18 protein-coding genes and 1 pseudogene are annotated in these 24,571 nt (G+C 73.2%); 11 read left to right on the top strand and 8 right to left on the bottom strand.

Translation table 11 applies throughout. From position 1 onward, the window contains the following. The first annotated feature begins 307 nt into the window (after window positions 1-307). From IOD16_RS24335 to IOD16_RS24290, 10 genes are all read left to right on the top strand, one after another. Window positions 308-6,094: a type I polyketide synthase gene (locus IOD16_RS24335; RefSeq protein WP_201436298.1), complete on the top strand. Its 5,787-nt coding sequence runs from the start codon at window positions 308-310 to the stop codon at window positions 6,092-6,094. Between the two features lies 1 nt (window position 6,095). Then, a complete protein-coding gene (locus tag IOD16_RS24330) occupies window positions 6,096-6,554 on the top strand; it encodes an acyl-CoA thioesterase (RefSeq protein WP_123746756.1) in 459 nt (152 codons plus the stop codon). Next, window positions 6,551-7,057, top strand: coding sequence for a flavin reductase family protein (locus IOD16_RS24325; RefSeq protein ID WP_123746757.1), 507 nt, complete (start codon window positions 6,551-6,553; stop codon window positions 7,055-7,057). The genes IOD16_RS24330 and IOD16_RS24325 overlap by 4 nt, the downstream gene beginning before the upstream one ends. Before the next feature lie 34 nt (window positions 7,058-7,091). Further along, the gene (locus tag IOD16_RS24320) at window positions 7,092-8,111 is read left to right on the top strand and encodes an SDR family NAD(P)-dependent oxidoreductase (protein ID WP_201436297.1); all 1,020 of its coding nucleotides are present in this window, start codon (window positions 7,092-7,094) and stop codon (window positions 8,109-8,111) included. 65 nt (window positions 8,112-8,176) lie between these two features. Continuing rightward, window positions 8,177-9,715, top strand: coding sequence for an acyl-CoA carboxylase subunit beta (locus tag IOD16_RS24315; RefSeq protein ID WP_201441544.1), 1,539 nt, complete (start codon window positions 8,177-8,179; stop codon window positions 9,713-9,715). Between the two features lie 142 nt (window positions 9,716-9,857). Beyond that, complete coding sequence (locus IOD16_RS24310) at window positions 9,858-10,469, top strand: hypothetical protein (RefSeq protein ID WP_201436296.1); 612 nt, start codon at window positions 9,858-9,860, stop codon at window positions 10,467-10,469. 133 nt (window positions 10,470-10,602) lie between these two features. Beyond that, window positions 10,603-11,601 (top strand): carotenoid oxygenase family protein, encoded by a 999-nt coding sequence (locus tag IOD16_RS24305; RefSeq protein ID WP_201436295.1) that lies wholly within the window; start codon window positions 10,603-10,605, stop codon window positions 11,599-11,601. Window positions 11,602-11,762: 161 nt separating this feature from the next. Next, window positions 11,763-12,308 carry a TetR/AcrR family transcriptional regulator gene (locus IOD16_RS24300; protein ID WP_236594337.1) on the top strand — a complete coding sequence of 182 codons (546 nt, stop codon included), beginning with the start codon at window positions 11,763-11,765 and terminating at the stop codon, window positions 12,306-12,308. A gap of 373 nt (window positions 12,309-12,681) precedes the next feature. Beyond that, the gene (locus IOD16_RS24295; protein ID WP_201436293.1) at window positions 12,682-14,553 is read left to right on the top strand and encodes an FAD/NAD(P)-binding protein; all 1,872 of its coding nucleotides are present in this window, start codon (window positions 12,682-12,684) and stop codon (window positions 14,551-14,553) included. A 285-nt stretch (window positions 14,554-14,838) separates the two neighbouring features. Further along, window positions 14,839-16,062: a putative PEP-binding protein gene (locus IOD16_RS24290; protein ID WP_236594336.1), complete on the top strand. Its 1,224-nt coding sequence runs from the start codon at window positions 14,839-14,841 to the stop codon at window positions 16,060-16,062. A 129-nt stretch (window positions 16,063-16,191) separates the two neighbouring features. Here IOD16_RS24290 and IOD16_RS24285 read toward each other — a convergent pair whose 3' ends face one another. Beyond that, window positions 16,192-16,863 carry an enoyl-CoA hydratase-related protein gene (locus IOD16_RS24285; RefSeq protein WP_201436292.1) on the bottom strand — a complete coding sequence of 224 codons (672 nt, stop codon included), beginning with the start codon at window positions 16,861-16,863 and terminating at the stop codon, window positions 16,192-16,194. Between the two features lie 86 nt (window positions 16,864-16,949). On the opposite strand from IOD16_RS24285, the gene lexA reads away from it, so the two are divergent. Continuing rightward, the gene (gene lexA / locus IOD16_RS24280; protein ID WP_201436291.1) at window positions 16,950-17,609 is read left to right on the top strand and encodes a transcriptional repressor LexA; all 660 of its coding nucleotides are present in this window, start codon (window positions 16,950-16,952) and stop codon (window positions 17,607-17,609) included. A gap of 55 nt (window positions 17,610-17,664) precedes the next feature. Here the strand turns inward: lexA and IOD16_RS24275 are convergent, their stop codons facing one another. The 7 genes and pseudogenes from IOD16_RS24275 to IOD16_RS24245 form a co-directional block, all read right to left on the bottom strand. Continuing rightward, on the bottom strand, window positions 17,665-17,895 hold the full coding sequence (locus tag IOD16_RS24275; RefSeq protein WP_123746765.1) for a hypothetical protein: 231 nt from the start codon (window positions 17,893-17,895) through the stop codon (window positions 17,665-17,667). A gap of 98 nt (window positions 17,896-17,993) precedes the next feature. Beyond that, the gene (locus IOD16_RS24270) at window positions 17,994-18,404 is read right to left on the bottom strand and encodes an STAS domain-containing protein (protein ID WP_201436290.1); all 411 of its coding nucleotides are present in this window, start codon (window positions 18,402-18,404) and stop codon (window positions 17,994-17,996) included. Window positions 18,405-18,719: 315 nt separating this feature from the next. Then, entirely contained in the window at window positions 18,720-21,335 is a 2,616-nt protein-coding gene (locus IOD16_RS24265; RefSeq protein WP_236594335.1) for a CHAT domain-containing protein, read from the bottom strand. Window positions 21,336-21,418: 83 nt separating this feature from the next. Continuing rightward, complete coding sequence (locus IOD16_RS24260) at window positions 21,419-21,631, bottom strand: hypothetical protein (protein ID WP_201436289.1); 213 nt, start codon at window positions 21,629-21,631, stop codon at window positions 21,419-21,421. A gap of 227 nt (window positions 21,632-21,858) precedes the next feature. After that, the gene (locus IOD16_RS24255) at window positions 21,859-22,788 is read right to left on the bottom strand and encodes a hypothetical protein (RefSeq protein ID WP_201436288.1); all 930 of its coding nucleotides are present in this window, start codon (window positions 22,786-22,788) and stop codon (window positions 21,859-21,861) included. Between the two features lie 383 nt (window positions 22,789-23,171). Then, a pseudogene (locus tag IOD16_RS40620) lies at window positions 23,172-23,756 on the bottom strand (RNA polymerase sigma factor); the annotation flags it as partial. 179 nt (window positions 23,757-23,935) lie between these two features. Next, entirely contained in the window at window positions 23,936-24,340 is a 405-nt protein-coding gene (locus tag IOD16_RS24245; RefSeq protein WP_201436287.1) for a hypothetical protein, read from the bottom strand. Between the last annotated feature and the right edge of the window lie 231 nt (window positions 24,341-24,571).

The following is a 24,571-nucleotide window of genomic DNA, read 5'->3' as shown; positions in this document are numbered from 1 at the left end:
GTCCACGTCGGGTGGCATACGGCGACGCGATCAGCCGAGTCCGCAGGTCTCCGGGCCGGCGGGCCGCGCGGGTGTCCGGCCGGGCGGCGCCCGCGGGTGACCCGGCGGTCACCCGCGGAATTCAAATCACGCTGTTATGGAAAAGCGCAGGTCAGCAGGGCAAAATCGGAGAAGCAGTGTCGTCGGGCGGTCGTGCAGTCTTACGTTGCGCACATTTACGAAGTGTCACGGGTGTTTTTGTCTTTCCGTGCACGGCAGATTTCTCGGACCATCCAGAACCCCCGATGTCCTCAAAGACGGTGAAAGCATGAGCAGTGAGCGGATCGCAATCGTCGGCATCGGCCTGCGCTACCCCGATGCCGGTTCAACCGGGGAACTGTGGGAGAACGTCCTGGCCGGTCGTCGGGCCTTCCGCAGGCTGCCCGACGAGCGGATGAACCAGGCGGACTACTACTCCCCCGACCCCGAAGCACCGGACCGCTTCTACACCACGAAGGCGGCGGTGCTGCGCGACTTCGAGTTCGACCGCGTTCGCTACCGCGTCGCGGGCAGCACGTTCCGCTCCACCGACCTGACGCACTGGCTGGCGCTCGACGTGACCTCCCAGGCGCTGGCCGACGCGGGTTTCCCCGACGGCGAGGGCCTGCCGAAGCGGACGACCGGAGTGGTGCTGGGCAACAGCCTCACCGGCGAGTTCTCCCGGGCGAACGTCATGCGGCTGCGCTGGCCGTACGTGCGGCGCACCGTCGCCGCGGCGCTGACCGGCAAGGGCTGGCCCGAGGACGAGATCGCGGGCTTCCTCAGCCAGCTGGAAGTGGACTACAAGGCCCCGTTCCCGGAGATCAACGAGGACACCCTGGCGGGTGGTCTGGCCAACACCATCGCCGGCCGCATCTGCAACTACTTCGACCTGCGCGGCGGCGGCTACACCGTCGACGGCGCGTGCTCCTCGTCGTTGCTGTCGGTCGCCACGGCCGCCAAGTCGCTCGTCGAGGGCGACATGGACGTCGCCATCGCGGGCGGTGTCGACCTGTCGATCGACCCGTTCGAGGTCATCGGCTTCGCCAAGACCGGCGCGCTGGCCAAGCGCGTGATGAAGGTCTACGACAAGGACTCCAACGGCTTCTGGCCGGGCGAGGGCGCCGGCTCGCTCGTGCTGATGCGCGAGGAGGACGCCCTGGCCAAGGGCGCCCGGATCTACGCGACCATCGCCGGCTGGGGCGTCTCGTCGGACGGCAAGGGCGGCATCACCCGCCCCGAGGCCGACGGCCACCGCCTGGCCCTGCACCGCGCCTACGGCCGCGCGGGCTACGGCCTGGAGTCGGTGTCCTACTTCGAGGGCCACGGTACCGGCACGGCGCTGGGCGACGAGACGGAGATCGAGGCGCTGTCCTCGGCCCGCCGCACCGCCGACCCGAACGCCCGGCCCGCCGCGCTGAGCACCGTCAAGGGCAACTTCGGGCACACCAAGGCCGCGGCGGGGGTCGCCGGACTGATCAAGGCGGCCCTCGCCGTGCACCACCAGGTCATCCCGCCGGGCACGGGCCACTACGACCCGCACCCGAAGCTGACCGCCGACGACGCGGTGATGTACGTGCCGGTGGAGGCCGAGCTGTGGCCGGACGACCAGCCGGTGCGCGCCGGCGTGTCGGCCATGGGCTTCGGCGGCATCAACACCCACATCGCCCTGGAGGCCTCGCCCGACGCGCCGCGCCGCGAGCAGCTCGACGTCCGCACGAAGGCGCTGGTCGCCGGTCGCCAGGACGCCGAGGTGCTGCTGTTCGACGCGCCCGACCGCACGACGCTGAAGGACCGCGTCGCCGAGGTCGCCGCCCTGCTGCCGAAGCTGGCGTTCGCCGAGCTGGGCGACCTGGCGGCGGCGCTGTCGGCCCGGCTGGGCGGCGCCTCGCTGCGCGGCGCCGTCGTGGCCCGCACGCCCGAGGAGGCCGAGCGCAAGGTCGAGCGGCTGATGGTCGCGGTGAGCGAGGGCGCCACGCTCTTCGACGCCAACGACGGCGTGTTCCTGGACGACCGGACCACGGCGCCGCGCCTGGCGTTCCTGTTCCCGGGCCAGGGCTCCGGTCGGGGCGCGGTCGGCGCCATCCGCCGCCGCTTCCCGGTCGCCGAGGAGGTCTTCCGGACCGCCGGCCTGCCCACCGACGGCGACCAGGTCGCCACCGAGGTGGCGCAGCCGCGCATCGTCGCCGGCTCGCTGGCCGCGCTGAACGTGCTGCGGGAGCTGGGCATCGAGGCGCACACGGCCGTCGGGCACAGCCTCGGCGAGCTGTCCGCGCTGCACTGGGGCGGCGCGCTCAGCGCCAACCGGGTGCTGTCGCTGGCCGCCGAGCGCGGTCGCGTCATGGCGAGCGCCGGCAAGGGCGGCGGCGCGATGGCCGGCCTGGGCACGACGCCCGAGCGGGCGCTCGAGCTGGCGGCCGGCGAGGACGTCGTCATCGCCGGGTACAACGGCCCCGCGCAGACCGTGCTGTCCGGCCCGGCCGAGGCCGTGGACCGGGTGTGCGCGGTGGCCCGGGCCGAGGGCGTGCAGGCGACCCGCATCAACGTCTCCCACGCGTTCCACTCGCCGCTGGTGTCGCCGGCGTCGGCGGCCATGGCGGAGCGGCTGGTCGACTTCGACTTCGGCCGGCTGATCCGCCCGGTGCACTCCACCGTCACCGGCGAGGTGCTGGAGGCGGGTGCCGACCTGCGCGAGCTGCTGCGCGACCAGATCACCCTCCCGGTCCGGTTCCACGAGGCCGCCGCCAAGGCCGCCGCCGTGACCGACCTGGTCGTCGAGGTGGGCCCCGGCCGCGTCCTCACCGGCCTGCTGGAGGAGATCGCGCCCGACAAGCCCGTGCTCTCCGTCGACACCGACAGCGGCTCGCTCACGTCGCTGCTGACCGTCGTCGCCGCCGCGCACGTGCTCGGCGCGCCGGTCCGCACCGAGGTCCTGTTCAGCGACCGGGTCCTGCGCGACCTGCCGCTGGACGGCACGATGACGTTCCTGGCGAGCCCCTGCGAGACGGCGCCCGCGCTGGACTCGAGCCTGCGCTCGGCCGAGCGGAACGCCTCCGCCGCGGCCAAGGCGGCCAAGCCCGAGACGGCAGCCGGCTCCGACGGCGAGTCCACGCTGGAACTGCTGCGCCGCCTGGCCGCGCAGCGCGTGGAGCTGCCGCTGGACGCCATCACCGCGGACACCCACCCGCTGGACGACCTGCACCTGAGCTCCATCACGGTCGGCCAGCTGGTCAACGAGGTCACCCGCAGCCTCGGCCGCCCGGCCCTGGAGGGCACGACCAACTTCGCCACCGTGCGGATGGGCGAGCTGGCCGACCTGATCGACAACCTGGCCGAGACGGCGCACACCGACGAGCGCGACAACGGCGAGGTGCCGGGCGTCGCGCCGTGGGTGCGGCCGTTCCTGGTCGAGCACGTCGAGCGCGAGCTCGTCGCGGCGACACCCGGGGCGGTGGGGGAGTGGACCGTGCACGCCCCCGAAGGCCACCCGCTGGCCGAGCCGCTGAAGGCCGGCCTGCCCGGTGACGGCGTGCTCCTGCTGCTGCCGCCGGAGGGCGGCGACGCGCACGTCGGCCTGTTCCTCGAGGCCGCGCACGACGTGCTGGCGTCCGGCCGCAGGCTCGCGGTCGTGCAGCACAAGCTGGGCGCGTCGGGCCTGGCCCGCACGCTGCACCTGGAGGCGCCGCACATCCCGGTGACCCTGGTCGACCTCGCGCCCGGGCTGACCGGGTCGGAGGCCGACGTGGTGCGCCGGGTGGCGGCCGAGGTCGCGGCCACGACCGGCTTCTCGCAGGTCCGGTACGACGCCGACGGCGTGCGGACCGTGCCGGTGCTGCGCGCGGTGTCCGGCCGGGTGGCGCCCACTCCTGCGGAAGGGAGTCCGCTCGACTCGGACGACGTGCTGCTGGTGACCGGCGGCGGCAAGGGCATCACGGCCGAGTGCGCCATCGCGATGGCCACCGACTCGGGCGCGTCCCTGGCGCTGATCGGTCGGGCCGACCCGGCCGCCGACCCCGAGCTGGCGGCCAACCTCGCCCGGATGACCGCGGCGGGCATCAAGCACCGCTACGAGCGGGCCGACGTGACCTCCGCCGAGCAGATCGCCGTCGCGGTCGCCAAGTTCCGCGCCGAGCTGGGCGAGGTGACCGCCGTGCTGCACGGCGCGGGCCGCAACGAGCCCAAGGCGCTGACCGGACTGTCCGAACAGGACTTCCACGCCACGCTGGCGCCGAAGATCGCCGGTCTCACCGCGGTGCTCGACGCCGTGGACCAGGACCGGATCAAGCTCCTGGTCACGTTCGGCAGCATCATCGGCCGGGCGGGACTGCGCGGCGAGGCGCACTACTCGACCGCCAACGACTGGATGAGCGAGCTGACCGTCGACTTCGGCGTGAAGCACCCCGGCGCCAGGGTCCTGGCGCTGGAGTGGTCCGTCTGGTCCGGCGCCGGCATGGGCGAGCGGCTGGGCGTGGTCGAGGCGCTGATGCGCGACGGCATCACGCCGATCTCCACCGACGCGGGCATCGCGGTGCTCCGCGAGGTGCTGGCCGACCCGACCGCGGGCCCCGTGCTCGTGGTCTCCGGCCGCGCGGCGGGCCTGCCCACGCTGGAGATGTCCCGCACCGAGCTGCCGCTGGCCAGGTTCGTGGACCGCGTCCTGGTCCACTACCCGGCGGTGGAGCTGGTCACCGAGGCCGACCTGTCCGACGGCAGCGACCCGTACCTGGGCGACCACCTCCTCGAAGGCGACCTGCTGTTCCCGGCGGTCATCGGCATGGAGGCGATGACCCAGGTGGCCAGCGCCCTCACCGGGCACGACTCGCCGCCGCTGCTGGAGGACGTGGAGTTCCTGCGGCCGGTGGTCGTGCGGCCGGGGGGCTCGCTGACGGTGCGCATCGCCGCGCTCGCCCGCGACGCCGAGACGGTGGACGTGGCGATCCGGGCCGAGGACACCGGGTTCTCCGCCGACCACTTCCGGGCCCGGCTGCGGTTCCCGCGGCCGGCGATCCCCGGCGACGTGGTCGACGGCGCCCCCGTGCTGCCGCTGGTGCCGGTCGACCCGGTCACCGAGCTGTACGGCAGCGTCCTGTTCCAGGGCAAGCGGTTCCAGCGGTTGCAGGGCTACCGGCGGGCGAGCGCCCGGCACGCGGTGGCCGAGGTCGCCACGACGTCCGTGGCCACCTGGTTCGCCCCGTTCCTGCCGCAGGACCGGATGCTGGCCGACCCGGGCACGCGGGACGTGATGATGCACGCCATCCAGTGCTGCGTCCCCGACGCCACGCTGCTGCCGCAGAGCGTGGAGCGGCTCTACCTGGCCGCGCCGGTCGACCAGCTGGCCCAGTACGTGGTGCTGGACGCCCGCGAGCGGTCGCAGGACGGCGACAGCTACACCTACGACCTCGACGTGCGCGACCCCGAGGGCCGGCTCGTCGAGCGGTGGGAGGGCCTGGTGCTGCGGGCCGTGCGCAAGCGCGACGGCGCGGGACCGTGGACGCCGACCATGCTCGGCTCCTACCTGGAGCGCTCGCTGGAGCGGGTCCTGGGCGGCAGCCGCGCGATCGTGGTCGAGCCCGACCCGACCGACACCTCGCCGGAGCACCGGGCGCAGACCGCGCTCGCGCTCAGCCGGGCGCTGGACCGCCCCGTCGAGGTGCGCTACCGCCCCGACGGCAAGCCCGAGGTCGACGGGGCCGAGGTGTCCGCTTCGCACAGCGCGGGCGTCACGTTCGCCGCGGCGGCGCCGGGCGGCACGCTCGGCGTGGACGTCGAGGAGGCCGTCGGCCGGTCCGAAGAGGACTGGGCGGGGCTGCTCGGCGACGACCTGATCGCCGTGCGCGACCTGCTCGCCTCCGAGGTGGGCGAGACGGCGGCCATCGCCGGCACCCGCGTGTGGAGTGCCCTGGAGTGCCTGCGCAAGACCGGTTCCACCACGCAGGCGCTGACCGTCGACCGGGTCCACCCGGACGGCTGGGCCGTGCTGTCGACCGGCGACGCCAAGGTCGCCACCTGGGTGACCACCGTCGTCGACCGGGCCGAGCCGGTGGTGTTCGCGGTGCTCGTGGGCAAGGAGGGCTGACATGACCGACTACTACGAGATCCGCCACACGGTCGGCTTCGAGGAGACCAACCTCGTCGGCAACGTGTACTACGTGAACTACCTGCGGTGGCAGGGGCGGTGCCGGGAGATGTTCCTGAAGGAGAAGGCGCCGAGCGTGCTGAAGGACCTCCAGGACGACCTCAAGCTGTTCACCCTCAAGGTGGAGTGCGAGTTCTTCTCCGAGATCACCCTCTTCGACGACCTGTCGGTGCGGATGCGGCTGGAGGAGCTGACCCAGACGCAGATCCAGTTCAGCTTCGACTACGTCAAGGTCACCGCCGGCCAGGAGGTCCTGGTCGCCAAGGGACGGCAGCGGATCGCGTGCATGCGCGGCCCGAACACCAACACGGTGCCCTCCCGGGTGCCCGAAGACCTGCGGAAGGCGCTCGCGCCCTACGCCGAGGCCCCGGTGCTCGCCCGCGCCGGGCTGGGGGGATGAGGGACATGTACGAGTCGGCGCCCACGATGGAGGAGACCACGCTGCGGGACGCGATGTCCCTGTTCGCGACCGGGGTCACGGTGCTGACCGTCGGCGGCGAGCACGCCCACGGCATGACGGCGAACGCGTTCACCTCGGTGTCGCTCGACCCGCCGCTCGTGCTGGCCTGCATCGCCCACTCGGCGGTCATGCACGACGCCATCGCCAACACCAAGCGGTTCGGCGTGTCGATCATGGGCGCCGACCAGCGGGACACCGCGAAGTACTTCGCCGACAAGCGCCGGCCGCTCGGGCCGGAGCAGTTCGACGCGGTCGACTGGATCGAGGGACCGCACAGCGGCGCGCCGCTGCTGAACGGTTCGCTGGCCTGGCTGGAGTGCGAGCTGGTGCAGTTCTACGACGGCGGGGACCACACGATCTTCGTCGGTCAGGTGCTGAGGTCCAGTCGCGGCGCGGACGCGTCGGCGCTGCTGTTCTACGGCAGCTCGTTCCACCAGGTCTGACCTCCGGGTCCGCACGCTTCGGGAAGGAGTGCACATGCTGGTGACCGTCACCGGAGGTACCGGTTTCGTCGGCTCGCACACGGTGGCGGAGCTCGTGCGCGCCGGCCACCGGGTCCGCCTGCTGGTCCGGGACGCGGGCGCGGTGGAAGCCGCCACGCGACCGTTGGAGGTGCCGCCCGACGCGGTGGACGTCGTCGTCGGGGACGTGACCGACGAGCAATCGGTCGCCGCGGCGGTGCGGGGCGCGGACGCGGTGGTCCACGCGGCGTCGGTGTACTCGTTCGACCGGCGCAGGCGGGCGGAGATGCTGCGGACCAACGCGCACGGCACGGAGGTGGTGCTCTCCGCCGCCCGCCGTGCCGGCGCGGGCCGCGTCGTCCACGTGTCGAGCATCGCGGCGCTGTTCACGCCCGGTGTGCGGGTGATCCGCGAGCAGTCGCCCGTCGGCACGACCCGGGAGCCGTACGCGGCGACCAAGGCCGCGTCGGAGGCCATCGCGAGACGGCACCAGGACGAGGGGGCGCCGGTGGTCATCAGCTACCCGCCGGCCCTCCTCGGGCCCCACGACCCCAAGCTCGGCGACCAGATCGACCGGTTGCGCAACACGGTGCGCGGGATCATGCCGATGTGGCCCGCGGGCGGGTTGCAGATCGGCGACGTGCGGGACACGGCGGCGCTGCACGCGGCGCTGCTGTCCCCGGACGCGGCCCCGGGCCCCGTCGGCCGGCACTTCGGCCCCGGGCACTACCTGGACATGAAGGAGTACCTGGCCGGTGTCCGGGAGGCCACCGGGCGCGCGTTGCCCGCGGTCTTCCTGCCCGCGGCGATGATGACGCCCGTCGGGCGGCTCGTCGACCTGGTGCAGCCGTTCTGGCCGTGGCACATCCCCGCCGAGTACGGGGCCATCGCCACGGTCGGCGCGGCGGTCCGGGTCGACCCGGCCGCGAGCACGTTCGACCTCAAACCCCGCCCGTTCGCCGACACGGTCACCGACGCCGTGCGGTGGCTCGCCGACACCGGTGCGGTGACCGATCGCCAGGCAGGACGCCGATGACCACTTCAGGGATCGACCACGTCAGCGAGCACTCGGACTTCCGGCCCGAGCTGCCCGTCCGCACGATGGACCTGCTGCGGGAGCGCAACGACGACCTGCGCGACCGCGCGGTGTCCAACGCCGAGGCGGTGCGCCGGCAGCGCTCGCTCGGCAAGCACACGGCGCGCGAGCGCCTGGACATGCTGCTGGACAAGGGCTCGTTCACCGAGATCGAGCTCTACCGGCGGCACCAGGCGCACGGCCTGAAGGTGTCCGAGCACCGCCCCCACACCGACGGCGTGGTGGCGGGCTCGGGCACCATCGACGGCCGGCGCGTGTTCGTCTACGCGCAGGACTTCACCATCTTCGGCGGCTCGCTCGGCCAGGCGCACGCGGCGAAGATCCACAAGGTGATGGACATGGCCATCGACACCGGCTCGCCCATCATCGCGCTGAACGACAGCGGCGGCGCGCGCATCCAGGAAGGCGTGATGGCGCTGGACGGCTACGGCGGCATCTTCCGCCGCCAGGTCGAGGCGTCCGGCGTCATCCCGCAGATCGCGGTGGTGCTGGGGCCGTCCGCGGGCGGCGCCGCGTACTCGCCCGCGCTGGCCGACTTCACGTTCATGGTGCGCGGCACGGCGCAGATGTACCTGACCGGTCCCGACGTGGTGCAGGCCGTGTCGGGGGAGAAGGTCACGCACGACGAGCTGGGCGGCGCGTCGGTGCACGGCGAGCTGTCGGGCGTGGCGTCGTTCGTGCACGACGACGAGGAGTCGTGCCTGGAGGACGTCCGCTACCTGGTGTCGATGCTGCCGTCGAACAACCTGGAGTCCCCGCCCGCCTTCGAGCCCGTCGGCGCGGTGGACGACGTGCGGCCGGAGTTCGCCTCGATCGTGCCCGTCGAGCCGAACAAGCCCTACGACATGCGCACCCTGATCGAGGAGTTGGTCGACGACGGCGAGTTCCTCGAGGTGCACGAGGGGTGGGCGCGCAACGTGGTGGTCGCGTTCGGCCGGATCGACGGCGCGGTCGTGGGGCTGGTCGGCAACCAGCCCCTGGTGTTCGCGGGCGTGCTGGACATCGAGGCGTCCCAGAAGGCGGCGCGGTTCGTGCGGTTCTGCGACGCGTTCGGCATCCCGCTCGTGTCCCTCGTGGACGTGCCGGGCTTCCTCCCGGGCACGGCGCAGGAGCACGCGGGCGTGATCCGGCACGGGGCGAAGCTGCTCTACGCCTACTGCGAGGCGTCCGTGCCGCGCATCCAGGTCATCGTGCGCAAGGCCTACGGCGGCGCGTACATCGTGATGGACTCCCGGTCCATCGGGACGGACCTGGCGCTGGCCTGGCCCACCAACGAGATCGCGGTGATGGGCGCGGAGGGCGCGGTGAACGTCATCTTCCGCAAGGAGCTCGCCGCGTCGGCCGACCCGGACGCGCTGCGGGCCGAGCTGCTCGCGGAGTACTCGGAACAGCTCGTGCACCCGTACTACGCGGCCGAGCGGGGCCTCGTGGACGACGTGATCGACCCGTCCCACACCCGGTCCGCGGTCGCCCGGGGACTGGCGATGCTGCGCGACAAGCGGCGCCCGACGCCCGCGCGCAAGCACGGCAACGTGCCGCTGTAGCCCCGCGGCACCTCCACAACGGCACCTCGTCCCACAGCGAGGTGCCGTTGCCGCGTCCGGGCCCGGTTCGGCCGCGCGGGGCGCGGCGGGTCCGCGGCGCCCGCCGGACAACGCCGCAGGGGTCACACCCGTCCCGTAGTGCATGACCGACGACCGCGCCGAGCCCGGTGCACGACACCTCGACGTGACCCGCCTGCCCGAGGACGTGGTCGCGCTCCTCGACGCCCTCCGGCCCGGCGAGAGCCTGGTCGTCACGCGCGAGGGCGCGCCGATCGCGACGGTCACCGGCACGGGCGCGCGGCACGTGGACCGCGATCGCGAGCCGTCGGTGCGCGACGTGACCGTGGTCGCCACCGCGATGAAGCTGTCCCGGTCGGCCAGGGCGGCGCTGTCGGCGGCGCTGGGCGGGGACTACATCGTGCTCGACCTGCACGCGGCGCCGAAGACGGCGGACGTGCTGCTGGTGCCGCCGGGCAGCCCGCAGCTGATCGGGCTGCTCCGGTCGATGTTCCCGCAGGCCCGCGTCATCGTCGCCGAGGTCGAGGACGACCGCCTCGCGGTCAGCTTCCACGGCCCGGTCCGCCGCATGCTCGACGCCGGCGCGGACGGCTACCTGACCTCCACCACCATCCCGCGCCTGGCCCGGCAGCTCGACCACGACCTCACCCGGCGCCGCCCGCTCGCGGCCGGTCGCGCCGCGCCGCTCGGGATCGAGGCCGCCGCGGTCGCGCCGGAGCCGGAGGACCACCCGTGACGGCCCGGCGGGGGCTGTCCGGCGAGCCGCCGAACGGGGGCGCAATACGCCATCCGGGTATACCCGTCGCCGAGGGCCGGATCGTCTTGACGAGGTTCCATAACGCCGCTATAAATAGTAGTAAGACAGTGTTATGGAACGCGTGGACGGGGTGGTGGGCGTGGTCGCGTCGGTACGGGAAGTCGCGGAAGCGCTGGTGGTGCGGGGTGCGCTGCCCGCCGAGCTGGACGGTGCGCTCGTCTGGTCCGGCAAGTACGGCGTGTCGGGTGTCCGGCTGGGGCCGGACGGCGCGCGGTGGTACCGCGGGCCCAGGCCGGCGGCCCTCGCGCCGGCCGACTGGCCCTCGGGCGCCACGATGGCCCGCCCCGTCTTCGACGGCCAGGTGTGGCACACGGCCATGTCGCACCCGGACCTCGGCTACGCCGAGCACGTCACGCTCGGCCTCGACGGCGAGGTGCTGCGCGCGGAGCCCTTCCCGCTGGACGGCGCGCCCCGGATGCGCGCGGTCGGCGTGACGGACCGGTTCGTGGTCGTCTTCGACTCGGCGCCGTACTACAGCCGCGCCGCCGACCTCGTCGGCCTGCGCGACCCGTACTCCGGCCCGGCCACCGGCCCCACGCGCATCGGCCTGCTCGCCTACGGCCGCCCGCTCTGGTTCGAGGTGGCCGAGGGCGAGGTGCTGTCCCTGGTCAACGCCTACGAGGACCTCGGCCGCGTGGTCGTGGACGCCGTGTGGGCGCCGGGCGTGCTGCGCCGCCACACGCTGGACCTCGCCACCGGCGGCGTGCGCCGGGTCGAGCTGCCGGCGATGGACGTCGGCGTCGTCGACGAGCGCCTCGCGGGCCGCCGTCACCGCTTCGTGTTCGGCACGGCGGGCGCCGCGGTCGTCCGCCACGACGTGGCGCTGGGCTGCACGTGGCGCCGCGAGCTCGGCGTCACGCCCGGCCAGCCGGTGTTCGTGCCGAGCGGCGAGGACGAGGGCCAGGGCTGGGTGGTGGTCGTCGCGGGTGACGAGGTGCTGGTGCTGGACGCGGCCGACCTCGCCGGTCCGCCGGTCGCGGTGGTGCGCCTGCCGTTCGCGGTCGAGGCGTCCCGGTGCGCGACGTGGCTCGCGGGCGGCGACGCGGCGTGAGCCCGGTCCGCCGCGCCGGACGCCGCGGGCGGTCGGCCCTCGCGGCCGATGGTGGTGCCACCGGGACCCGAGTAGCCTGGAGGGAACCATCCCTAGCGTGGCAGACGGCAAGGGGAACCGTGCACCGATCCGCTGCTGAGACCCGGTCCCACGTACTGCGAGTGGCCGGGGACCTGTTCTACCAGAGGGGGATCCGCGCCACGGGCGTCGACCTCGTCGCCGCCGAGGCCGGCGTCGCGCCCACCACCCTCTACCGCTTGTTCGCGTCGAAGGACGACCTCGTCGGCGCCTACGTCGAGCTCGCCGACCTGGAGCTCCGCGACCGGTTCACCGCCGCGGTCGAGGAGGCGGGCCCCGACCCGCGCGACCAGATCCTGGCGGTGTTCGACCTCATGTTCGCCGAGGTGTCCTCCGCGACGTTCCGCGGCTGCAAGTTCCTCATGTCGATGGCCGAGTTCCCGGAACCCGGGCTGCCCGCGCACCGCAACGCCCTCGCGGCGAAGTCGTGGACCAGGGCGCGGTTCCGGGAGCTGACGGGCAAGCTCGGGGTCGAGGACCCGGACGCGCTGTCCGACCACCTGGTGCTGGTCTTCGAAGGCCTGCACGCGTCGGGTCAGTCGTTCGGTCCGGACGGCCCCGCCAAGCGGGGACGGGGCCTGGCCGAAGCGCTCCTCCCGGCCGCCGCGCCGCGGTCGGGCGGAACCTGACGCCGGGCCCCTCCCCATCCGCCGCGAGAGGCCGTCGACGCGCCGTCGACGGCCTCCGGCGTTTTCCGGGGAGTCGTTCGAAGAAAAGTCAAGCACGCGGCCGGAAAAAGCTTCGGGAATGTGCGGAAATCCGCCGTGCCGACCCGTTCCGGTCGTGGCGCGGTGACCTGCGGTGATCGCCGGTGCGGTCGTGTCGAACGGTCGGCCGGCGCCGACGTGAAATCCGAGGAACGATTGGGTCTCGCGGCATGTCCACCTCGCAGGATGGCAGGTATTCTACTGCCCGATCACCCAATGCGCGGTGCGGGGCGGTGCGGCTTCGGCCACTCCGTCCCGGGCTTCGGCGGGTAGCGCCAGAGGGGACAGAGGTGGCATGGTGAAAAGCTTCGGCCGGTTTCGCAGGGTAGTCGTCGTCGGCGCGGGTCTGGCCGGCACCGCGACCACCATCCGCTTTCTCCGCTTCGCCCGCGAGCCTTTAGAGGTGGTGTTGGTGGAACGTCGTCCGGAATACCGGAGCTCCGGGGTGGCGTACCAGCGCGAGAGCAACCACTGGCACCACGTGTTCAACATCCAGGCGGGCCGCATGTCGGCATTCCGCGAGGACGTCGACGACTTCATCCGCTGGGCCAACCACGAGGCCGACCGGTCGGACTGGCCGGCGGACTGGCGCGACTTCGAGTTCACCGAGTCCGGCCCCGCGCCGCGCCGGATCTACCAGGACTACCTGGAGAACCGCCTCGCCGAGGCCGTCCGCGAGGCGGCGACGGGCGTGCGGCTGGTCGAGGTCGACGGGGAGGTGGTCGACGTGGAGGTCTTCGACGACCACGCGCACGTCGTGGTGGAGCACCTGGTCGAGCCGCTCGGCGGCGGCGAGGACGGGCACGCGGTGATCGAGGCCGACCACGTCGTGCTCGCCACCGGGCTGGAGACGAAGTACCCGGCGTTCGCGGCCGAGGTGCTGGAGCACCCGTCGTTCGTGCGCAGCCCGTACTCCAAGAGCGGCATCGAGCGGCTGCTCGGCGTGCGGAAGGACGGCGTCGTCGCCATCGTCGGCACGCTGCTCAGCGCGTACGACTCGGCGACGCTGTTGTTGCGCCGGGGCCACGAAGGCCGGATCTACATGATCTCCGGTTCCGGGCTGACGCCCCGCACCTATCCGCCGGACCACCGGCACCAAGTGCTCGAACTACCCGCTCCGCAATTGCTCGGCGACCACTACGAAGGCCGCGAGGAATTCGTCCGCCGATTCCGCGAAGAATGGGACCGGGCCTGTGCCGTCCTCACCCGCGAGCATCCCGAGATATCTCCGGTGGTGGTGACGGAACGGGTCGCGAAATCGTGGGAGCCGTACCTGCCCGCGATTCTGGAGCGGATTCCCACGGACGAGCTTCGGGCACTGCTGGACGGTTACGGGACGCTTTTGGCCGTGCTGCGGGTGAGTGCCATGTCGTACACCACGGACATCGTCGACGCGGCGATGGGCGAGGACAAGCAGATCGCGCTCACCACCGGTCGCGTGCAGCACATCCGGGCCACCGGAACGGGCACGTTGGTGCTGTCCGTCGCGGACCGGGATTCGACGCGGACGATCGAAGCGGATCTCGTGGTGTCGAACTTCGGGCGCGAGACGAACTACGAGCGCGCCGATTCGACGCTGTGGTCGAACCTGCTGCGCAAGGAGATCGCCGTGCCGCACCGGCGCACCGGGCGCGGCGTCGAGGTCGACCCCTACGGCCGGCTCCTCGGGCCCGACGGCACGCCGTCCGGTCCCGTGTCCGTCGTGGGCAGCCCCCGGGAGGGCGACGAGATCGTCCGCAACGGCCGGACCGGCGCGTTCACGTTCAACCTGGCCGCCATCAAGAACCACTCCGTGGAAGTCGCGGCCACCACGCTGCACCGCCTCGAATCGTGTTACGACGTGTCGGGCGGCGAGATCGCCGGAACGGTGGCCGACGCCGCCGATCCCGAATCGCGCGAACTCGTCGAGCACTCGGTCATGCTCGACGTCCGCCGGATGGCCGCGCGCCACCACGACGAACGCCAGTCGCTCGCGGCCCGGCTCGAGGGGAACATCCAGCGGCTGCGCGAACTCGCCGCGCGCGGCGGCGCGTCACCGCCGAGTGATCGCGCCTTGCGGTTCGCGGTGAGCTCGGCCGCCACCACGAAGCTGACCGACCTCTCCGTGACCCCGCGCGAACTCCGTTTCCTGCTGGGCCTCGAAGAGGCGGTGGAGCCGGTCGCCTGAACCGAACTCCGCTCATCTATCGACCATTTCCGCACGGTTCCCGACCACCCGACTACTTCGCCGTTGCCCGTCGGCCGAAGGCGGTGTCGCACGAATGGACCACGACCTCGCACTCGAGAAGATGCGGCGCCGGCCGGCCGACTGCGAGGCTCGTGCCATGCCTCGTCGTGTTCCACACAAACCCGGGGCCGATGTCGTGCACGACGACGTCGGCCCCGCGGGTCGGCGGTCAGGCCGACTCCCACGCCAGGTCCGCACACCGGTCGGAATCGGTAGGAGGATGCCGTGAGCCCGCGCGAGATCCCCGGGGTTTTGCTCGTCGGTTCGCCGTCGACGAGTGTTCGCGGCATCGCCAACCACACCGGAAGACCGCTGCCCGGTTCCGTGCTGGTGGTCGAAGCGCTCGGCCCCGAGCTCTACGACACCATCGTCAGGTCGGCCGCCGTGGTCTGCTCCGGCGGTGGCCGCACCGGTCACATGGAATCCCTGTGCCGGTCGCGGGGAATCCCGGTGCTGCGGATTCCCCACGCCGAACTCGTCGGGCTGGTCGGGGAGGTGACCGTGCGGACCGACCGCGAATCGGTCACCCTCGGCGAATCCGAAGTCTCGGTGAACTCCGTCGAATACCCCACCGTCACCCCCGACGACCTCCGCTCGGTCTGCGTCGTGATCGCCGACGCGACCGACATCCAGTCGACGAACGCGATCCAACCCCGCGTCGACCAGGTGACCTCGTTCTTCATCCGCGAGGAGTTCGTCTGCCTCTCGTCGGGGCTCAGCCCCCTCGACGCGCTGCGCGCGGGAATTCCCGAGGCCGAGCGCTACGGCGCGGCCATCGGCGCGGAGCTGTGCGCCATCGTCGACCAGCTCGTCCCCGGGCAACGCCTCGTGATGAGGCTGCTGGACCTCCGGTCGGACGACGCCGCGCAGATCACCAACGACGTCGACGTCGACCACGAGTCGAATCCGGAACTCGGCCTGCACGGCGCGCGCTGGCTGCTGCACGAGCCGAACTACCCGCACGCGTTCCGGGCTTTGCGCGCCCACGTGCGGGAGCACCTCGGTCCGGACTTCGACCGGCTGAACTTCGCGGTGCCGTTCATCAACGACCAGGACGAGTTCCTGCGCCTGCGGGAGCGGCTCGAGCTGCCCGACGACGTGCCGCTGTCGGTCTTCGTGGAAACCCCCGCCGCCGTCCACTCGGTGACGGAGTTCTGCGAAGCCGGCGCGAGCGAGATCTTCATGGGCACCAAGGACCTGACGCAGTTCTACCTCGCCGCGGACCGGGGCAACCACCGGGTCGCCTCCTCGTACCAGACGCGGCACCCGGCGGTCATGTCCGGGCTGCGCCAGTCCGTGGAGGCGGGCAGGCGGGCGGGGGTGCCGGTCCACGTGTTCGCTCTGGGGGCGGACGTGGGCTACTACTTCAAGCACCTGCCGACCGACCGGTTCATGATGTGCACGGCCGAGCTGAGGCAGCTCGCCCTGGAGGCCCACGAGTCACGGTGACGCGCCGGTCCACCCGCCGCGCCGCGGTGTCACCCCGCCGCAGCACGACCGCGTCGCCGCCGCGGTCGGGTGCTGCCCGGAGTGGCCTCCGATGTCGACCCCCGGGTCGGAGGCCACTCCCCGGTCCGCTCAGCCGAGCGGGTCGTCCTCGTCGCGCAGGCGGTCCACAGTGGACGCGTACATGCGCGCCTTGATGGCGCCGAGGGTCGGACCGGCCTTGGCCGCTTGCGCCGAGGCGATCCCCGCCGCGGTCGACCGGACCGCGTCCTCGTCCACCGCGTGGTCGACGATGCCGGCGTCGAGCGCGGCGACGCCGCCGTAGCGGCGGGCGGTCGTCATGGCCTCGTGGGCGGTCCGGGGGGTCAGCCGGGACTGGATCAACGCGGACATGCCCGGCGTGAACGGGATGCCGATCTCGGCCTCGGGCAGGCACCAGTACCCGCGGTCGGCGCGCATCACGCGGAAGTCGTGCGCCAGGGACAACATCGCGCCGGCGGCGAACGCGTGCCCCTGGATCGCGGCCACCGTGATCACGGGCAGCGACAGCACCCGCGCGAACAGGCCGTGCACGGACACGACGTACTCGCGGTGGCGCTCGCCGTTGGCCACCAGCCACTCGAGGTCCAGGCCGTTGGAGAAGAACTTGCCGGTGGCGGTGGTGACCAGGGCGCGGGCGCCCTCCGCCCGCTCCACCTCGCCGAGGGCCGCGTCGACCGAGGCGATCCAGTCGGGGTGGAACCGGTTCTCATCGTCCCCGAGGTCGAGGGTGAACACGTCGTCCTGGCGGTCGAGCGTCGGCATGGGTTCCTCCGGGGTCCGGTTCGCTACCAGTCGGTAACTTAGTGCTCGGACGCGGCCGGTGCCAGCCCGCCTCTATGATCGCGCAGGTGACCGCCTACGACGATCTCGACGCCTTCGAGCACCTGGACACCTCCACCCTCCCGCCGCGCCAGCAGCGGATCCTCGCGGTGATCCGCGACTGGGTGGTCCGGCACGGGTACTCGCCGAGCACGCGGGAGATCGGCGACGCGGTGGGCCTGCGGTCGTCGTCCTCGGTGTCCAAGCACCTGGCGGCGCTGGAGGAGAAGGGCTTCCTGCGGCGCGGCGCCGCCGTGTCCCGGCCGATGGACGTGCGCCTGTTCCTGCACCGGCCGCCGACGCGGGAGAGCGCCGACTCCGTGCCCGTGCCCGTGGTCGGCCACATCGCCGCGGGCACGCCCATCGCGGCCGAGGAGCACGTGGACGACGTCCTGACCCTGCCGCGCGAGCTGACCGGGCGCGGCACCGTGTTCGGCCTGCGGGTGCGCGGCGACTCGATGGTCGACGCGGCGATCTGCGACGGCGACATCGTGGTGGTGCGGCAGCAGCACGAGGCGCACTCCGGGCAGATCGTCGCCGCGATGATCGACGGCGAGGCGACCGTCAAGGTCTACCGCCGGCGCGGCGGGCACGTCCTCCTGGAGCCGCGCAACCCGGCCTACGACGTCATCGACGGCGACCGGGCCGAGATCCTCGGGGCCGTCGTCTCGGTGCTGCGCAGCGTCTGACACCCGCCCGCCACGGCGAGGCGGCCCCGGGGCGGACCGCCGCGTCCGGCGGGCGTCAGTCGGCGGGGCCGCGCAGGGTCAGCACGACCCGCAGCACGTGCTCGACCGCGGACGGGAACGCCGCGCCCCGCAGCTCGCCGCGCGTGGCCAGGTTCCGCGAGGCGAACTCCACCACGCGGTCGTGCCCGCCGCGCCGCACCACGAGCGCGGCGATCTCCTCCAGGTCGAGGCCGGGGTTGTCCAGCCGGGTCAGGGCGAACTCGACCACGAGCTCCTCATCCGTCACGACCGCTCCCTCCGACCCCTCCGAGAGTAGTCGAGCCGGGGCCGGCGGACTTCTCCGTCACGGCCCGCCCCGACCGGACCTCTCCGTCCGGGACCGCCTCACGACGACCACCACGAGAACTCGGCGTCCGCGCCCCGCCCGGACCGGGAGCGCACCGCGGCCAGCGCCTCGTCCTGGGTGCGGTGCAGCCGCAGCAGGTCCTCGGTGTCGGTCATCCGGATCGGCCGCGCCACCGTGCGCCTGCCCGCCACGACGGCGAACCCGGCGCCCACCACGTCCGCGCGCTGCCGCGCCTCGACCAGCACCGCGATGCCCATCGACCCGAAGAACCCCACGTCGCCCAGGTCGACCACCAGCGCGGACGCGCGACCGTTCAGGCAGGTGAACAACGCTTCCCGCACGTCGCGGAAGCTGTCGACGTCGAGGTCGCCGTGCACGGCGGCGATCACCACACCGTCGTCACCCGCGTCCTCGACCGTCACCGGCGGCTGCTCTCCATCACCGTGCACGGCCGCTCCCTCACCCCGATCCCGGCTGCGACACCGTCTCCCACCATTACCCGTTCGACGCGCGACCGACACCGCCAAAGCGCCGCCAGTGCCGTCGAGGTGGGCGGGCCGGCGTCCTCATCCGTCCTCAAGGGAGCGACGCCTCACCCCGGAGGAGCGAGGTCGGGCCGGAGGGCCGCGCCCAGCGCGAGGGCGAGCCCGCCGGGGTCGACGAGCGACCGACTGGCGCGTCGGCGAGTCCCGGGGTGCCGGCCAGACCGCGCAGGTCGGTGAGCCGGTGCACCTCGGCGGCGACGGACGAGCCCGGCGAAGGGCTCAGCCGCTGCCGAGGCACACGAACGGCCGCCGCAGCGGGTCGACCGCGATCGCGTCCGCCAGCGCCACGGCCGGCCGCGCGCCGGCGGCCAGGCTGCGGTGGTAGTCGTCCATCGCGGCGGCGCACGCCTGGTCGCCGACCCGGCTCAGCGGGGCCACCACCAGCTGCGAGCCGCTGGCGAGCAGGGCGCTGGCGAAGCCGAGGGGCTCGTCGCCGCGCCGGATCCGGTTGAGGGCGAGCTCGCACGCGGCCAGCACGACCTGCCGGGGCGGGTGGGCGAGACCGGCCATCTCGTGCGCGTAGAGCGGGCCGTCGCTCAGCTCCAACCGGGAGAACAGGGCGTTCTCCGGCTCGTGGACGCCGTGCGCGGCCAGGTGCGCGATCCCCGCGCCGTCCAGCGCCTCCAGCACCGTGGCGACCGACGCCCGCCGGCCCGACATGAGCGCCGCGGTGGTGTAGTGCGCGCCGAGCTTGTCGATCTCGCCGACGGCGGCGGGCAGCCCGGGGCCGCGCACCAGCACCGCCCGGCCGGCGGGCCTGCTCTCGGCCCGGTCCGCGGCCAGCCACGCGGTGGCCGACGGCGCGACGACGGCCGGCCGCCCGTGCAGCGTCGGCAGCACGCCCCACGGCACCGCGTACAGCGCGCCGGTCGGCACGATCACCAGCTCGCGCTCGCCGATCAGCTCGGCCAGCGGGCGGATCAGCTGCGCGTCGAGCCGGTCGGCCTGCTTGCGCGCCGACGCCGACATCACCCGCACCAGCGGCTCCGGCAGGTGGTCGGGCGCCAGCGCGTTGAGGTCCGCGTTCAGCATCCGGGCGCTCTCGGCCGCCCGCTCGGCCGACCCGAGCCGGGCCAGCCGCACGTCGGAGCCGACCACGACCACCGCGACCAGGTCGTCCTCGGACGACGCGAAGCTCACCAGGGCCCGGTCGCCGAGGCGCGCCAGCACGTCGGTCAGCCCGGCGACCGGCCGCGGCCTGCCCCACCGGCCCGTGTGCCAGCCGAGCCGGTTGGCCTCGCGGAGGCGTTCGGCCCGGCGGCCGCGCAGCGCGGTGGTCGAGTGGCCGTAGTGCTCGGCCTGGTGGATGGACTGGGTGAGGCTGCGGACCTCGGCGATCCGCTCGGCCAGCTCGGGGTTGTCGAGGTGGGTGAGCGGCTCGTAGCGGTAGGTCTGCGCCCGCGTCCGCTCCAGCCAGGAGAACAACCGCCGCGCGTGGCCGCCGTCGAGCACCAGCTGGACGGCCAGCTCCGCCAGCTCCCGGCCGTGCAGCGCGGTCCCGGACAGCAGGTCGAGGCCGCCCATCCGGTCGCGCACGTGGTCGAGGTCCGTCAGGCCGGCCCGGATCTCGGCGAGCGCGGCGGCCCGGCGGCCGAGGGCGAGGGCGAGCTCCGCCCGGCACAGCCGGCGCAGCATCCGGTAGTCGATCGGGGCGAGCTTCCCGGGCCGCGGTACCCGGTCCAGGATGCTCCGCGCCGCCTCGACGTCGCCGCGCCGGATCTCCAGCCGCACCGCCAGCATCCGGGCGAGGGCGGCCTGCTCGGCCAGCCGCGGCACGGGCAGCGAGTCGGCGAAGGCCAGGGCGCGACCGGGCAACGACCGGGACACCCGTCCGGACCGCAGCGCGAGCCGGGTGTCCACGCGCAGCCCGATGAGCGTCGCGTTCGCGACGCAGGTCTCGCAGCCCCAGCGACGCATCCGCCGCCGTGCCGACGAGGCCATCGCGCGCGCCAGGTCGAGGTCGTCGGTCATGTACGCGGCCACCGCCCGGTACAGCTCCACGTCGGCCAGGTCGCGGGTGACGCTCTGCTCGGCGCGCATCTCCGGCAGCAGGGTGTCGAGCTGGTCGCCCGCCTCGTCGGCCAGGCCCGCGGACATCAGCGCCTGGGCGCGGTTCAGGCCGAGCAGCACCGGCACGTCCAGCTCGTGCTGCCGGTAGGACCGCTCGATGAGCTGGTAGCGCCGCAGCGCCGCCGGCACGTCGCCGACCCGCAGGTCCAGCAGGCCGAGCGCGTGGTTCGCGTCGGCCGCGCGGTCCGGCAGCCCGTGCTCGGTGGCCAGCGCGACGGCCCTGGTGAGGTCGAGCCGCGCCTGGCGCACGGAGCCCAGCCGCGTGTGCGCCGTGCCCCTGCTCCGCAGCGTCTTCACGACCAGGTCGACGAGCACCGACACCGTCCCGCCCGCGGCGAGGCGGCGTTCCTTGTGCTCCAGCGCGGTGTCGAAGGCGGTGATGGCGTCCTCGATGAACCCCGCGTTCAGCAGCAGCAGGCCGCGGTTGTGCTCGACCCGCCCGCGCAGTTCGGCCTTCACCACGGGATCGGGCACGTCCTCGATCAGCCGCCGCGCCTCGGCGAGCCCGGCCAACCCGGCGGTCGGGCCCGAGGTCTCCGCCATCTCGGCCGCGACCGTCGAGGCCAACCGGATCCGGGTGGCGAGCCACTCGGAGCGGACCACCGGGTCGACGGGGTCGATGGTGTTCGCGAGGTCCTGCCCGCGCCGCAGCAACCGGGCCGCTTCCTGGTGCCGGCCGACGCACGAGGCGTCGACTCCGCGGCGGTGCAGTTCGCGTGCTTCGCGGATGACCGCGGCTTCATCGGCGGAAGCGGGTTCAGGCACACTTCCATGACATCACACAACGCAGCGTGATAAAGCCCGCCGACCAGGAGATCCGGTCGACGGGCTCGATCACGGTTGACAGCTCACTTCGCCGGCGGCGAGTCCACGCACCCTCCACCCGAGCACAGCGGCGACAACTCGCCGTTCTCCAGCCTGTGGTGGTGGTGCTCGTGTCCTGGCTGCTCCGGCGTGGTCTCCGGGGCGACCGGGGCCGCGGTCCCGTCCCCTTGGACGGTCTCGACGGTCTCGGTGTTCTCGTCCACGAAGTCGATCTTGGTCTCGGTGGGCGTCGACAAAACGATCTCCCTCCCCTGAGGATCTGTCTTGGCCTTACAACGACTCAGACGATTGCTCTGAGTCAAGTTCAGCGGACCCCTCGTACCGCTCGAACAGGGTAATAGTGGCACAACGGCGTAACCATCGAGAGGGAATTTCGCACATCGGGTAGGCATACGGCTCCTGCCGTGCGTAAACACCCTCAACTGTCACCCATTCAGGTAACGAACCACGGCGGGTAGTCCGATCACCGGTCCGTCGTCGCCGACGACACGTGCGCGTCGATCCCGCGGCGCAGCGAGAAGATCAACCCGAGCGGGTTGCGGTGCTCGTCCAGGAACGCGCGGGCGAGGTCCCGGACGACGTCGCCGAGCGTGGCGCCGGGCGCCGAGAGGGCCTCCGCCAGCCTCGCGGCGTACTCGCGGGCGAACGCGCGCGGCGGGTCGACCTGCGCCTCGACCGGGCAGCCGGCGGCCCGGTGCGGCAGGGGGTCGCCGACCTCCCGGCGGCCGAGGTGGTCGGGGCCGCTCGGGGCGGCCCCGAGCCCGGCCCCGCCCGGGGGGACCGTCGGGTCGGCTCCGGTGGCGCGGGAGGAGGTGTGCTCGATCAGGTGGCGGTAGCCCCAGAAGCCGCGCGGGTCCCAGCGGTGCCCGTCGTCCCACACCGGGGCGTGGTCGTCGAGCGGGACGTAGAGCAGCCCCCAGGGCACGCGCAGGTCGTCGGACTCGACGGTGACGACGTGCTCGCCGGCGCGCATCGCGGCGACGAGGCGGTCGCGGAGCTCGTCGAGCCCCGCGTCGCCGTGGCGGAACAGCAGGGCGAACAGGTCGTGGCCGGCGCGGGCGAGGGACCGCACCGCCTCGTCGACGTCCCGACCGGCCAGGTCCCACTCGTCGACGAACGGCCGGCCGGTCGGACCCGCGCCCTCGTCGGTCAGCGCCGCGCGCCACCGCGCGCGCAGGTCGTCGATGCCCGCCTCCAACGTCGACGCGCCCAGGAGCACGCGCCCCTGGTGGCCGCCGCCGTCGTGCGGGAACGCGCTGCCCCAGGCCTGCGCGAGGTAGCCGTCGGCCAGGCGCAGGAACCGGAGGTGGATCGTGCGGTCGCGGCGGGTGTCCGGGATGGACCGGAGCCGGTCGCTGTGGTCGACCGTGACGGTGCTCGTCAGCTCCCGCATCAGGCCTCACCGACCGGCAGGTCGGCGCGGACCTCCTGGAGCAGGTGTCCGTCGCCGAGGTACACCCGGAACACGAGTTCGAGCGTGCCCCGCGCCCCCGGCACCACGCGGAACCGCACCGATTCCGCGTCGACGTCGGCCGGCAGGCGGAACACCCTCGTCAACGGCTCGACGGTGGCGCCCTCGACGTGCAGCAGCACGCGGACCGGCGCCGACACGGGCGCGGTGTCGTGCCCGGAGGTCGTCAGGGCGTCCCGGACCACCGTGTAGCCGAACTCCACCTCCGTCGGCGCACCGGCGACCACCGGCCGGTCGGAGCGCAGCCGCACCCGCGGGTCGCGGGGCGGGTGCTGCGGCCGCGCGGGCGAGGGCAGGCCCGGCCACCCCGTCTCGGCGTCGAGGTGCGCGCGCAGCACGTCCAGGCACCGCCCCCGGCTCGGGCCGAGGCTCCCGCGCGGCGCGGCCGGCGCCTCGGCGCCCGCCCGGCCGGCCAGGGCGCCGAGCCGCAGGAGTTCCTGGCAGCGCTGGGAGAGCCGGCCGAAGGCCCGCCACAGCCGGCGGTCCCGGCCGTCGAGCAGCACGGCGTCCTCGGGCAGCCCGTACTCGCCGACCAGCTCCGCGGTGTCGTCGCTCACCGACGCCTCGCGGCGGGCCGGTGTCCAGGTCCGCTTCGCCTCGCGGCGCGCCGTGACGACCAGCCACCCGGCCAACGCGCGCGGGTCGGCGACGCGGTCGAGGTCGCGCAGCAGGGCGAGCCAGACCGTCTGCACCACGTCCTCCGCGGTGGCGCGGTCCAGCCCGTGCCCCCGGGCGACGTGCCACACCAGCGGCGTCAGGTCCGCGATCACCGCGTCCAGCGCCCGGCGGTCGCCGGCGCGCGCGGCGAGCAGGCAGGCGGCGTGCCGCTCCGCCCCCTCCAGGCCCAGCCAGTGGGGCTCGGGGTCGAAGCCGGTCGGTGTTCCGGGCAGTGCTCCCACTCCCTTTCCGGGCGGATTCCGCGCGTTCGACCGCTACACCACCACGAGCGCGCGACAAGTTGCCCGCACTAGTGCGGTGGACAACTCCTGTGTTCGCCGGACACGCCTTCGGGGGACGGCGAAAAGCCCCGCCCCCGTGACCGGGGACGGGGCCGCTCGCCCGTCGCGGGCTAGGGCTGGTAGCAGTCCTTGAAGCCGTCCGGCTTCGGCTGGGAGCCCGCGAACGCGGCCACGACGTCCTGCTGCTTCAGGTTCTCGGGGTAGCCGGGCCAGTCCGGCTCCTGACCGTTCACGTGCAGCTCGTCCAGCCAGTAGCCGGACTGCCCGGACACCTTCGCGAACTCCAGGTCGCAGCCCTTGACCCGCACCGTGACCTCGATGGTCTTCTGCGAGGACTTGACCGTCCGCTTGCCGATCTTCTTGGACTTCTTCTCCGACTCGCTGCGCGGCTCGCCGACCGCGGTGAACCCGGCGGCCTTCAACTCCTCGACGAACTTGTCCTCGTTGCTGGAGCACCCGACCAGGGAGGCGCTCAACCCCAGCACCAGCAGCGCGGACGCGACCTTCGTGTTCATGGCGCACAGCAAACCGCCCCGCCGAAACCACCGCGCCCACCTCACCCAACCGTTACCGCGCTGTGACGTCGAAGGGCAGTTCCGAAGCGCGACCGCGCCATGCCCGGCAAGCGCCGAGAAGTGGACGATATTCCGGTCGGAGGTGAATTCCGGTGATGGCCCGAATGTCCGGTCACCATTCGAAAAACGCCGCAATACTGCGGTACCGCCCCTGTTCGCGAGGGCTATGGT

Source organism: Saccharothrix sp. 6-C, from assembly GCF_016695385.1.
GTDB classification, from domain to species: Bacteria; Actinomycetota; Actinomycetes; order Mycobacteriales; family Pseudonocardiaceae; genus Actinosynnema; species Actinosynnema texasense.
The sequence above is the reverse complement of the archived record's forward strand: the minus strand, read 5'-3'. Positions and strand labels throughout refer to the sequence as shown.

What these genes read in the sequence shown, in the direction of transcription:
- IOD16_RS24335 (WP_201436298.1), top strand. Translation starts at nt 308, where the DNA reads ATGAGCAGTGAGCGGATCGCAATCGTCGGCATCGGCCTGCGCTACCCC.
- IOD16_RS24295 (WP_201436293.1), top strand. Translation starts at nt 12,682, where the DNA reads ATGGTGAAAAGCTTCGGCCGGTTTCGCAGGGTAGTCGTCGTCGGCGCG.
- IOD16_RS24245 (WP_201436287.1), bottom strand. Translation starts at nt 24,340, where the DNA reads ATGAACACGAAGGTCGCGTCCGCGCTGCTGGTGCTGGGGTTGAGCGCC.
- IOD16_RS24310 (WP_201436296.1), top strand. Translation starts at nt 9,858, where the DNA reads ATGACCGACGACCGCGCCGAGCCCGGTGCACGACACCTCGACGTGACC.
- IOD16_RS24315 (WP_201441544.1), top strand. Translation starts at nt 8,177, where the DNA reads ATGGACCTGCTGCGGGAGCGCAACGACGACCTGCGCGACCGCGCGGTG.
- IOD16_RS24285 (WP_201436292.1), bottom strand. Translation starts at nt 16,863, where the DNA reads ATGCCGACGCTCGACCGCCAGGACGACGTGTTCACCCTCGACCTCGGG.
- IOD16_RS24330 (WP_123746756.1), top strand. Translation starts at nt 6,096, where the DNA reads ATGACCGACTACTACGAGATCCGCCACACGGTCGGCTTCGAGGAGACC.
- IOD16_RS24320 (WP_201436297.1), top strand. Translation starts at nt 7,092, where the DNA reads ATGCTGGTGACCGTCACCGGAGGTACCGGTTTCGTCGGCTCGCACACG.
- IOD16_RS24305 (WP_201436295.1), top strand. Translation starts at nt 10,603, where the DNA reads ATGGAACGCGTGGACGGGGTGGTGGGCGTGGTCGCGTCGGTACGGGAA.
- IOD16_RS24255 (WP_201436288.1), bottom strand. Translation starts at nt 22,788, where the DNA reads ATGCGGGAGCTGACGAGCACCGTCACGGTCGACCACAGCGACCGGCTC.
- IOD16_RS24325 (WP_123746757.1), top strand. Translation starts at nt 6,551, where the DNA reads ATGAGGGACATGTACGAGTCGGCGCCCACGATGGAGGAGACCACGCTG.